At 67.4% G+C, this 11,156-nt stretch carries 8 protein-coding genes and 1 tRNA gene; 3 read left to right on the top strand and 6 right to left on the bottom strand.

The features are described from left to right. Nucleotides 1-276 (top strand): transposase (locus D3273_RS07205; RefSeq protein WP_165359409.1); only part of this gene is annotated, 276 nt, incomplete at its 5' end. Beyond that, entirely contained in the window at nt 273-680 is a 408-nt protein-coding gene (locus tag D3273_RS07200; RefSeq protein WP_129224947.1) for an IS5 family transposase, read from the top strand. The genes D3273_RS07205 and D3273_RS07200, both read left to right, overlap by 4 nt. Nucleotides 681-754: 74 nt before the next feature. Here D3273_RS07200 and D3273_RS07195 read toward each other — a convergent pair whose 3' ends face one another. Continuing rightward, nucleotides 755-3,364 (bottom strand): DEAD/DEAH box helicase, encoded by a 2,610-nt coding sequence (locus D3273_RS07195; protein WP_129224945.1) that lies wholly within the window; start codon nt 3,362-3,364, stop codon nt 755-757. Next, the gene (locus tag D3273_RS07190) at nt 3,361-4,434 is read right to left on the bottom strand and encodes a HamA C-terminal domain-containing protein (RefSeq protein WP_129224943.1); all 1,074 of its coding nucleotides are present in this window, start codon (nt 4,432-4,434) and stop codon (nt 3,361-3,363) included. Before D3273_RS07190 ends, D3273_RS07195 begins: the two co-directional genes overlap by 4 nt. 637 nt (nt 4,435-5,071) lie before the next feature. Between D3273_RS07190 and D3273_RS07185 the strand changes: the two genes are divergently transcribed. Beyond that, complete coding sequence (locus D3273_RS07185) at nt 5,072-6,133, top strand: IS630 family transposase (RefSeq protein WP_129224941.1); 1,062 nt, start codon at nt 5,072-5,074, stop codon at nt 6,131-6,133. A 71-nt stretch (nt 6,134-6,204) separates the two neighbouring features. On the opposite strand, the gene D3273_RS07180 is transcribed toward D3273_RS07185, so the two are convergent. From D3273_RS07180 to D3273_RS07165, 4 genes are all read right to left on the bottom strand, one after another. Then, nucleotides 6,205-7,779 carry a site-specific integrase gene (locus D3273_RS07180; RefSeq protein ID WP_129224939.1) on the bottom strand — a complete coding sequence of 525 codons (1,575 nt, stop codon included), beginning with the start codon at nt 7,777-7,779 and terminating at the stop codon, nt 6,205-6,207. An 85-nt stretch (nt 7,780-7,864) separates the two neighbouring features. Further along, nucleotides 7,865-7,954 (bottom strand) — tRNA-Ser (locus D3273_RS07175). A gap of 81 nt (nt 7,955-8,035) precedes the next feature. Further along, the gene (locus tag D3273_RS07170; protein ID WP_129224937.1) at nt 8,036-9,406 is read right to left on the bottom strand and encodes an MFS transporter; all 1,371 of its coding nucleotides are present in this window, start codon (nt 9,404-9,406) and stop codon (nt 8,036-8,038) included. Then, nucleotides 9,403-11,121, bottom strand: coding sequence for an ABC transporter ATP-binding protein (locus D3273_RS07165; protein ID WP_129224981.1), 1,719 nt, complete (start codon nt 11,119-11,121; stop codon nt 9,403-9,405). Before D3273_RS07165 ends, D3273_RS07170 begins: the two co-directional genes overlap by 4 nt. Nucleotides 11,122-11,156: the final 35 nt, after the last annotated feature.

Genomic DNA, 11,156 nt, shown 5'->3' with positions numbered 1-11,156 from the left:
ACCGGCTGTCCATGGCGTTACCTGCCGCGGGACGGCTTTCCTCCGCGTTCGACGGTGTACAACATCTTCCGCAAGTTCCAAGCTGATGGCACGTGGCATGCGATCTGGGACCAGCTTTACCCGATGCTGCGGGAACGCGAAGACCGTGAAGGATCGCCCTCGGCCGGCATCATCGATAGTCAGACGATCAAGTCGGCAGAAAAGGGGGCTGTAAAGCTAAGAAACAGACCGCCGACGCAGCCGACACGGTGGGTTATGAGCCTGGAAAGAAGGTGAAGGGGCGCAAGATCCACTCTCTCGTCGATACGCTTGGCCTGCCGATCCGCCTCGTCGTCCATTCTGCAGGGGTCCAGGACCGCGATGGCGCATCGCTTCTGTTCGACAAGATCACGATTCGCTTTCCGTGGCTGAAGTGCGTGTTCGCCGACACGGGCTACAATGCGCAGCAGACCTACGAGGCAGCAGGCGCCAACGGGCTGCGGCTGGAGGTGGTCCGCCGTGATCCCAACGCCGTGGGCTTCGAGGTGATCAAGCGACGATGGGTTGTCGAGCGGACCTTCTCCTGGCTCGGCAGGAACAGACGCCTGGCCAAAGACTTCGAGAACCTCGCCTCCACCCTGCTGGCCTTCGTCACGCTCGCTGCCATCCAGTTCGGCATCCGGCGACTCGCGCGGCCGTAGGCTTTTGAGTCAGGCTCTTAGCGGCAATGTCGCGGTTCAGACGAACTACGCCGGGGCGTCCGACTCAGGTCGGATCACCCCGCCGGGCGTACGAGTCTCAAGCGCCGCAGTTCATCCACGATCACCGGCCCGAGGCGCAGCGTGCCGATGTCCGCGATTTCCGCCAGCCACTTGCGCGCCGCATCAGGCGTGAGATTGCTGTCGGGAAACTCCGGCTGGAGAGCCGCCGCGGCAATCCGCGACAGGCCGAGCTCCATGAACGACCAGCCGGACTTGGTCGAGATGCCCAACTCCAACGCCAACGGGAAATCGTAGACGTCGCCGATCAACCCTTCCTGCCCGGTCTCCCGAAGGACGATGTTGAGGATGTCGATGTACGCCTTGCCGAGCTGGACGAAGCGGAAGCGTACCTGGTCCTCGATGAGGTCGAACTCCCGGCGGACGACGTCGTCCACGACGATCTCGTCGGGATCCTGAACCCTGCTGGCAGGGTTCTTCTCGCGAATGATCCTGTTGGCCTCTATCCTCTTCGCGTCAAACCTTCTTTGCCGCTCGACCGCCTTGGCGAGCATGACGGGATACGGCAGCCCGCGCATCCAATCGAGAGCGATGCCAGACACGAGGCCCGCGAAGTTGACGCTCCCCCTGTTCACCTCCCTGTGGATCCTTGAGAAGATCGAGCTGTACGACTTATAGGCTCCCTTCCCGAGCGGATTAACTGGTATCAGCCTGCGCGTCTTCTCCTCGTCGACCTTCTTCAGCATGTTGTCGTAGAGTCGACGTAGGCCGAACGGGTCGACGGTCCAGTTGGTCGCCAGCAGCGTCGCCGGAAGACCGATCCGCTCGTTGGCGGCAATGCTCGCTTCGGTCAGGCGAGTGCGCAGCCCCTCGTCGAGGCTGCCGAGGGTACGTTCGACGTACCCGCGGACTTCGCTCCCGGCGGCTTTGGAGATCAGCAGTCCGGCGGCTGCCCTCACGCGCGAAGCGTCGTCGTCATTCGGCAACTCGGCAGGCATGGCGCCGCCCAACGCCCCGAGCAGGCGTTCCGGAACCTCGGAGGCCGTCCGCAAGAACGCGGACTGGACCTCGTAGCCGACGAACGCGTCGAGGGGCTTGTCCGGCCAGTCCTCGTAGTCGACGAGGAACACGTTTCCCACGATGTCGGCGGACATGCGCCCGGCGCGCCCGGCGAAGTTCCACAGCGCCGCGGGAGCGAGCGGCTTCCTCGTTCCCCTGGTAGGCGTGTCGATGAAGACGTTCCGTGCCGGAAGGTTGATGCCCTCGAACAGCGTCGTCGTGCAGACGAGGAAATTTACGTGGCCGTCGCGGAAGGCGCCCTCGAGAGTCTCGCGAAGGAGCGTCGGCATCTTGCCGTAGTGGAACGCCACGCCCTTCCGGATCATCCCGGCGAGCGTGTAGTCGGGATGAATGTGCTTTCTCACGAAATCGGAAATTGTGGCCAGCGCGGGGTTGCCGCCGTCCTTTAGGTCGTGGGACAGTTGCCGCGCGACCTTCTCCGCGTCCGTTGGGCCGGTCGCGTAGACGAGAGATCCCCCTGTCGAGCCCAGCTCGAGGGCCGCGGCCGCCAGTCGGCTGTCCGGCACGTCGAAACCCCGCGCGCTCCGGTAGATGCCGAGCCGCCGCGGACCGTCCGGCGTCAGCAAGTCCAATTCGAGCGCGTTGCCGACTTCCGCCTTCCTCAACTGGATCCTGTTCTGGAGGACGGAGGGAAGCTCGGAACGCGCCACGGTGAGGTCGGGCGCGCCGATCAAAGCGCCGACCGCCTTGAAACCGCGGGCACCCGGCGCGAGTAGCACGAGGCGGGTCGTCCCGCTTCGGCTGACCGCCTGCTCGACACTGTCCTGGAGAATCATTCCCCGGGAGCCGTCCGAGAGGTTCTGGGCCTCATCGACGACGACCAGGTCGAACGTCACGGCCGAGGCGGCGAGGAGCACCTGGAGCCGTTCCTGTGTCAGCACGAAGACTTGGCGGTCCGGGCCGGAGGGGTCCTGCGTCGGCACGGTGGTGATCCTAACGTCGGCCGCCTCGCCGAGGCGCCTCTGGATCTTCGCGCTCACCTCCGACAGGAGCGCCCGCGTGGGAGCGACGTAGACGGCGTGGAAGGACGCGGCCCGCTCGACCTGCCGGCACAGGTGCTCGATGACGAGGAACGACTTGCCCGCCGATGTCGGCGCCGAGATAGCGATCGCCCGCGCGTCGGGCAGCTCGTCCCAGGCGTCCTTCTGGAAGTCGGTCAGGGGGATCCACTGGTCGCCGACCCTGACGGTGTTTAGCTCGCGCGAAAGCGTCCGGCGGAGTGCGTCAAGGAACGAGGCCCCGGTCTCGGCACCCTCGCGCCTGACGCGGTCGAGCGCGGGGAAATTGCCAAGGTCCGTCAGAATGCGGCGGCCGCGCTGGTACGCTCCCTCGTCGCCCCCCGCGATGATGAGTGAGTTCAGGGCGATGGACTGCGCCATACGCCTGTAGGCGAGATCGTTCGTCTGCACGAAGACGCCCGCGCAGTAGAGGAGCTTGTGCAGGTCCTCGTCGGAGGGCGGCTCCGTCACGGTCTCGATCTTCGCGGCAATTGAGCGGGCGGCGCCCGAGCTCTCCAGGCGCCGCAGGATATCCGAGAACGCTGCGTGGCCCGCCATGCGGTCCGAGAGATCCTGGGCAAAGCTCATGCCGGGTCGCCTCCCGCGTCCTCGTCGTCGTCCATCACAAGGTCGTCGCCGTCCAGCGGCAGCTCCCGTTCGGCCACGCCCATCGCCGCGTAGAACGCCTTCCGCAGCTCGCGCACGTCAGGCACCGCCACAAGGAGGACGATCGCTTTCGCAGGGTCTGCACCATGCTTCAGCAACTGCTTCCTCGCGGCAAGCCGCAGCTTGCCATGGTCGGCGGCGTACCGTTCCGCGAAGTCGCGCTCGTGGATGTCGGGGGGCTGGTCGTCGCGTATGCGCAGGCGCTTGCCGAAGTGCCCCGGTTCCGAATGGCAGATGATCCCAACGAACCGTTCTCTGCGCCGGATTTCGGGGTGGCCGATCACGTCGAAATGGTCGAGTGCGCGCTGTCTTGCCTCGCCCTCGAGCCCGTCTAAGTTCCCGAGGTCCGCGACGATCTCGTACTCGCGGAGGTACTGGCGACGGTCGCCCAGGAACTCGGCGGCCGACGCGGCGTAGGACGCCACGCCCCGCCGGCCCTCGCTCGCCAGCTTCGACTCCAGGAAGTAGACCGTCAGCGCGCCGTTCTCGAAGACCGCGTGGATGCCGTCGAGCCCGTGGACGGGCATGTTGGCCGCCGTCTTCAAGGACATCTTGCTCGCCACCTGCGCGGCCCCGAGGTGCTCCTGCACCAGGCAGTAGGCCAGAACTTCGCCCAGTTCGCTCGCGCGCTCGGGATGGCGCGCGTTGAAGTCGATGAAGAGATCCCTGACGGCCCGGTAGCATCGCGCGACCGCCGTCATGTCCGCCGCAATCTCGCGGCGAAACCTCTCCTGCCTGCGCCGGGGCAGTGCGTAGTACATGCACTCCGTCCAGAGGAGGTAGGCGAGGTCCTCCACCCTCGGCCTGTCCTCGCCGAACCGGACGTGCAGCAGGCCCGTCCGGGGGCCTTCCCAAGCCTCGTCATGGTCAGCCCGAACGCAGCAGTTCACCACGCCATCGATTTTCGAAGGATTTAGCAGGGTCGCGAGCGCGCGAGCGAGGGCTTCCGCCTCCGCGTCGGGGCCGTCGCGATCCGCTCCGCCGTTCGCCATCCTAGCTCGAGGCACGGACACCGGCGCTCGGGTTCCCCGGGCGGCGTGACGGACATGTTTTCGATTCGGTCGGCTGCATCTATCTGGCTCGTGCGGAAACGGCCGAAAAGAGCCGATGTTGGGCCCAACCGCAACCTATGGGCGGACATCTCGTTGCTGCACACAACAACTCTTCTGGCGTCCGAGTGGAGGGGGGCGGCGATCCCGTTATACCTTAAGGAGCACTCGTTGGGCGACAAGGGGAAATTGACGACGGGGTAGTCGCCAACGCCCCTGACCTGATCTTCATTCGAAGGCAATGACCATGCGCCAGCCGGACGCAACTGCTCATGCCTGCGACCAGTAGCGCCCGCTGCTTCCCAGCGGAATCTGATCCGATGCGGAGAGTTTCATGCGGCCACTAACGGCTGGATGAACGACCGGCGGGTTTCGAAATCGGACCGAACCTAGCTGAACGGTGAGAATAGGCACAGAGCCGAAGGTCCGGTTTCGTGCTGACCGCGAACTTCCGCTCTTGGCGCAAAGGAGAACATCCCCACACCCTCTTATACGCGATCCGCGACATTGACTCGCTCAGATCGGATTCCTGTCGCGCCGGAATACGTTTAGGCTTGAGGCCCTGCTGGAGGGCTGTGCCATGAGGCGCGTCGCGGATCACCTGGACATCCCGGAACTGGAGCGACGTTTCAGGACCTGCCCGGATGCGGTCGAAGCCCGTCACGTGCAGGTGATCTGGCTGTTGGCGCAGGGCCACACGGTCGGAGCAACGTCGGAGGTGACGGCCTTCGGGACGCGCTGGATCGAGCAACTGCTGGAGCGCTACAACGCGTCCGGGCCCGACGCCCTGGCCAACGGGCGCCGACGTAACGGCCTCAAGCCGAGCCTGCTGACGGCGGAAGTGCTGGAGGTGGTGCGGCTGCGGTTGGCCGATCCGCCGCCCGACGGCGGACTGTGGTCGAGCCGCAAGGTGGCCGACGTCATCGCGGCCCACCTCGGCCTGGAGCGCGTCCTGCCCCAGCGTGGCTGGGAGGCGCTGAAGGCGCTCGGCTGGTCGCTGCAGCGGCCTCGGCCCAGGAACCCGAAGTCCGCCACGGCCGAGGAAGCGCAGGCTTTTAAAAAGCTGGCAGACGCCGTCGCCGAGGAGGCGGCCGCCCACCCCGGCGTCGCCGTCGAGGTGTTCTGCACCGACGAGCACCGCCTCGGCCTGAAGCCGGTGCTGCGATCGGTGTGGGCCCCCAAGGGGCAGCGCCCGACCGCGCTCGGCCATCACCGCTTCCTGTGGCTTTACGTCACCGCCTTCGTGGGCCCGGCGACGGGCGAAACGGTGTGGTACCTGACCGACACCGTGTCCAAGCCGCTGTTCGCCGACCTGCTCGACGCCTTCGCCAAGGCGATCGGCGCCGGTCCCGACAAGCGCGTCGTGCTGCTGCTCGACAACGCCGGCTGGCACACCCTGCCCAACCTCGTCGTGCCGGCCGGCCTCAGGCTGGTCTATCTGCCGCCCTACAGTCCCGAACTCCAACCCGCCGAAACGCTCTGGACCCTGGTGGACGAGCCGATCGTCAACACGTTCGTCCCCAACCTGGACAGGCTCATCAATACCATCACCGAGCGGTGTACCAACCTCACCACTCGCCAACCGGAGATCAGCTCACGCACCAACTTCGCTTGGTGGCCCGCAAATCGCGTCCCGAGCTAATCTCGCGGATGTCGTATTAGTTGATAATATGTGAGCTAAAACTCTCATAAGCGCGTGGCAGCGCACCCTACTCAAAGTTGCAAAGCGGGTATTTTGCTCAGCTCGCGAAGTAGGGCCTGCATGGGGTACTCGCCATATCCGTCAGCAACTGTTCGGGGAGCATGACCGGTCAGAACATCCAGCATATCCGGCGCGACCCCATGCCGGCGCCCTGACGTTTTGAAACGGTGACGCCAAGAATGGACAGGTGACAAACGAATATCAACCAGCCCGAGGGATCGCACCCATCGGCCCAAGAGCTTCGTGCCGTTGCCGCCCCGCTTGCCGAACCTATCCGGTGTCAGATTTGCAAACAGTGGTCCCGATGCGACGCCTGCCGCAAACTTCAACAATCCCCGTTCAATCAGGGCCGGGTGGATCGGAATCACCCGTTCGGAATTGACGTTTTTGAGATTGCCGGCTTCAGGACTGAAGCTCATCGACCACACATCTTCAACACGACGTATATCTTCGGCCCGCAGCTGGCATATCTCGGAGATGCGAGCACCGGAGTATGCGCACAGCCAAGGCACCCAGCGCCTGACCACATCGGTTTCCCGATCAGCAGCTTTCAAGATCGTGGAGGCTTCCTCGTCTGTGAAGCTACGCTTCTTTTCTCCGGGCTTCGAACGAACGTCGATGCCGACGCGCTCGGCAGCGTTCGCTGTGAGATGCCCGTTGTCGACGGCCCATTGCAGGACCGCGCGCACTGGCGCGAGACGCCCATCGCGAATTGTCTTGGGCTTGCGGCCCAGCTCGATCAGCTTCGCCTTCCAAGCCAGCAGGTCGGCCGTTGTGAGCCGACGAGCGTCGTCATGCCCCAGGTAGGTGGCGAGATCGCCCAGAACACGCGTCCACTCGTACAGGGTGCGCTCGACAGGTCGCTTCTCCGCGGCCCAGCCCCGTATCAACGCGTCGAACGACAGCGAGGGCTTGGCCTGCTCCTCCACCTTGGGTCGCGCACGATGGGCGAAAGGAACCGGCGTGGTACCCCCAATCTGGAAGTCGCCGCGTGCCTGACGCGCTAATTCGACACTCGCCCGCTGCACGGACGCGGCCAATGCCTTGGCGAGCTTGACCCGACTATCCTGGTCCACCCGCAAGTCGTGGGCAATGAGCAACAGATCCGCCTGCTCGAAGCACCACTCCTTCAGGTGAAAAGCCTCCCCATCGAAGGGCGGCACGACCAGGGCCAGGTCAGTCGACGATGACGACCAGGATCTCGTAGGCGCGCTGGCCCAGATGCGGTCATAGGCGTCGACCGGCCAAAATGTCTGCGTAGAAGGGTCTTCGCGGTACTTATTTAGCCAATAGCCGTACATCCATTCCGCGCGGCGGTGCGCTTCTCGTTCGCTCAGGGTTGTCAGCCTCGGCTCATCGGCACCTGACGCCTCCGGCGGAGCAGACCGAAGCGCCGCCCATCGGGCTTCGAGGTCGGCCAGCGCCTTAGCAAATCGGCGTCTGGCCTCGGCAGCGTCCTTAGTGGCGAGGCTGAGCTTCTCCTCGCGCTTCCCGACCAACGGCAGCAGGTCCTTGGGGACTCTCCTCCGCAACCAGAACATGCCCGTTTTCGGATGCTGCCAGGGACGCGTCATGGCCAAGGTCATGTGTACCACCCGTGTGTACCACTCGGGTGTCGTAAGAGCCTGATTTTGCGGGAAACCTAAGCGGTGGAGAGGCTTAGGTCGGCGTTGGCGGAGAGGGAGGGATTCGAACCCCCGATGGGCTTGCACCCATGCCGCATTTCGAGTGCGGTGCATTCGACCACTCTGCCACCTCTCCTGGTGCCGTCGCGAGCGGTGGCGATCGTCTAGCAGGTCCGGCGGGGGGCCGCAAGGCTCGGGCGTCGCCGTCGGCGCCGCTTCAGCGCTCGACCCGCATCAGGCTCACCGCGCCGCCGGCCAGGGCCAGCGCCGCCGCGATGCCGAGCCCGATCCGCGGCGCCGCCGCGGCGGGGGCGAGGGCGAACAGGAGGGACATCAGCACCGCTCCCACGGTCTGGCCCGTCAGGCGGGCCGTGGCCTGCAGGCCGCCCGCGGCGCCGCTGCGCGGCTTGGGGGCGGACAGGAGCATGTTGCGGTTGTTGGGCGTCTGGAAGATGCCGAAGCCGAAGCCGCTCACGACGGTGAACAGCACCAGCGGCTCCAGGCCGCCGTGCAGCGGCCACAGGGCCGCGAACCCCAGCCCGACCGCCAGGACGCCGCCGCCGAGGCCGCACAGCAGGCCGGTCGGGATCCTGTCGGCGAGGCGGCCCGACAGCGGCGCTGCCAGCGCCACGGTGAGGGGCCAGGGCGTCATGTAGAGGCCCGTCGTCACGGCATCCCGCCCGAGCCCGTGCTCGAGGTAGAACGGCAGCGCCACAAAGCTCGCCGTCGCGGCCGAGAAGCAGCAGACCGACGACACCACCGACGACGCGAAGGACGGGGAGCGCAGGAGGTCCAGCGGGATCAGCGGCGCGGGCCGCGACCATTCCCGGCGGACCAGCAGCAGGCCGCAGGCCGCCCCGGCGGCGATCAGCCCGAGCCCCAGCGCCGGCCGGGCCGCCAGGAGGTCGACGCCCACCACGACGGGCGCGAAGAGCCCGGCGTTCAGCGCCACGCTGGCGCGGTCGAGCCGGCGGCCGGTGCCGGCCGTGGCGGGCAGCGCCGGCGACGCCAGGAGCACCACGGCGCCGATCGGCAGGTTGACGGCGAAGAGCCAGGGCCAGCGCGCGACGCCCAGGATCGCGGCGCCGATCGTCGGCCCGGCCGCGGACGACAGCGCCACCGCCAGGGCGGTCCAGCCGATGGCCCGCCCGAGCAGGCGGTGCGGGTAGGTGTGGCGCACCATGGCGGCCAGGAGCGCCATGATGCAGGCCGAGCCGAGCCCCTGGAGGAACCGGGCCGCGACCAGCCAAGGCAGGCTCGGCGACAGCGCGCAGAGCACCGAAGCGGCGGTGAACAGCGCCACCCCGGCGACGAAGACCCGGCGGTAGCCGAGCGATTCGCCGAGCGCCGCCGCGGGCAGCAGCGACACCACCACGGCCAGCTGGTAGCCGGTGACGACCCACACGGAAGCCGACGGCGACACGGCGAGCGCCGCCGCCATCGTGGGCAGCGCCACGTTGGCGATGGCGCCGTCGATCACCGCCAGCGAGATGGCGGCGAGCACGGCCAGGGCCGCCACGGTGCGCCGCGGCATGGCGAGGCCGTCCTCGTCCGGCGGCGGCTCCGCGAAGGGCGTCGCGGCGCTCATCGGGCGGCGAACTGCGCGTCGTGGAGGCGGCGGTAGGCGCCGTCGCGCGCCACGAGCTCGCCGTGGCGGCCCTGCTCGACGAGGCCGTGCCCGTCCACCACCACGATGCGGTCGGCGTGGCGGACCGTGGCCAGGCGGTGGGCGATCACCAGCGTGGTGCGCCCGTCCGACAGCTCCGCGAGGCTGCGCTGGATCGCCACCTCGGTGGCGGTGTCGAGCGCGCTCGTGGCCTCGTCGAGGATCAGGATCGGCGGGTCCTTCAGGAAGATGCGCGCGATGGCGAGGCGCTGCTTCTGCCCGCCCGACAGCTTCACGCCGCGCTCGCCCACCATCGTGTCCAGCCCGTCCGGCAGCCGCGCGATGAGGGCGTCGAGCTCGGCCCGCCGCGCCGCCTCGCGGATCTCCGCCTCGCCGGCGCCGAGCCGGCCATAGGCGATGTTGTCGCGCAGCGTGCCGGCGAACAGGAACACGTCCTGCTGCACGATGCCGATCTGCCGGCGCAGCGACGCCAGCGTCATGTCGCGCAGGTCGGTCCCGTCGATCGTGATGCGCCCCCGGTCGACGTCGTAGAAGCGCGGCAGCAAGGCGCAGAGCGTCGTCTTGCCGGCGCCGGAGGGGCCCACGAAGGCCACCGTTTCGCCGGCGCGGACCGCGAGGTCGATGCCGTCGAGCACCGGCCGGCCGGCGCCGTAGCCGAAGCCGACGCCTTCGAAGCGGATGTCGCCCCGCAGCGCCGGCACGGGCCGGGCGCCCGGCCGGTCGACGACGTCGGGCGCGGTGTCGAGCAGGTCGAGGTAGCGGCGGAAGCCGGCGATGCCCTTGGGGTAGGTCTCGATCACGGCGTTGATCTTGTCGACGGGGCGGAAGAACACGCCGACGAGCAGCAGGAAGCCGACGAAGCCGCCCTCGCTCAGCCGGCCGTGCAGCACGAACCACGAGCCCGCCACCATCACGACGAGCTGGTTCACCCGCATCGACAGGTAGGACAGCGAGGTGGAGGCCGCCATCACCCGGTAGGCTTCGAGCTTGGTGTCGCGGTATCCGGCGTTGGCGCGGGCGAAGAGGTCGCGCTCGTGGTCCTCGTTGGCGAAGGCCTGAACGACCCGCATGCCGCCGACGTTCTCCTCGATGCGGGCGTTGAACTGGCCGACGCGGCCGAACAGGTCGCGCCAGTTCCGCGTCATGCGCCCGCCGTAGCGCGACGTGATCCAGGCCGTCAGCGGCACCACGGCCGCGGTGACGAGCGCGAGCCGCCCATCGATGGCCGCCATCAGGGCGAAGGCGCCGACAAAGGTCATGACGGCGATGAGCAGGTCCTCCGGGCCGTGGTGGGCGACCTCGCCGATCTCCTCCAGGTCCTTGGTGACGCGGGCCACGAGGTGGCCGGTCTTCTGCTCGTCGTAGAAGCGGAAGGACAGCGTTTGCAGGTGGTCGAAGGCGCGGCGGCGCATCTCGGTCTCGATGTTGATGCCGAGCCTGTGCCCCCAATAGGTCACGACCGCGAGAAGGCCGGTGTTGACCGCGTAGACGACGAGCAGCGCCGCGGCCGCCAGCGCGATGAGGCCCCAGTCCTGGCCGGGCAGCAGCCGGTCCACGAAGGCGCGCACCGCCAAGGGAAAGCCGAGTTCGAGCAGGCCTGACACGACCGCGCAGGACACGTCGAGCAGGAACAGCCCGCGGTGCGGGCGGTAATGGGCGAAGAAGCGCCGGAGCAGCGTGGCGTTTGTCATGCGGGCCTTATACCAGCCGG

Source organism: Lichenibacterium minor (assembly GCF_004137685.1).
GTDB lineage: Bacteria > Pseudomonadota > Alphaproteobacteria > Rhizobiales > Beijerinckiaceae > Lichenihabitans > Lichenihabitans minor.
The sequence above is the reverse complement of the archived record's forward strand: the minus strand, read 5'-3'. Positions and strand labels throughout refer to the sequence as shown.

Coding starts and splice junctions, on each gene's coding strand:
- D3273_RS07195 (WP_129224945.1), bottom strand. CDS start 3,364: ATGAGCTTTGCCCAGGATCTCTCGGACCGCATGGCGGGCCACGCAGCG.
- D3273_RS07190 (WP_129224943.1), bottom strand. CDS start 4,434: ATGGCGAACGGCGGAGCGGATCGCGACGGCCCCGACGCGGAGGCGGAA.
- D3273_RS07185 (WP_129224941.1), top strand. CDS start 5,072: ATGAGGCGCGTCGCGGATCACCTGGACATCCCGGAACTGGAGCGACGT.
- D3273_RS07180 (WP_129224939.1), bottom strand. CDS start 7,779: ATGACCTTGGCCATGACGCGTCCCTGGCAGCATCCGAAAACGGGCATG.
- D3273_RS07170 (WP_129224937.1), bottom strand. CDS start 9,406: ATGAGCGCCGCGACGCCCTTCGCGGAGCCGCCGCCGGACGAGGACGGC.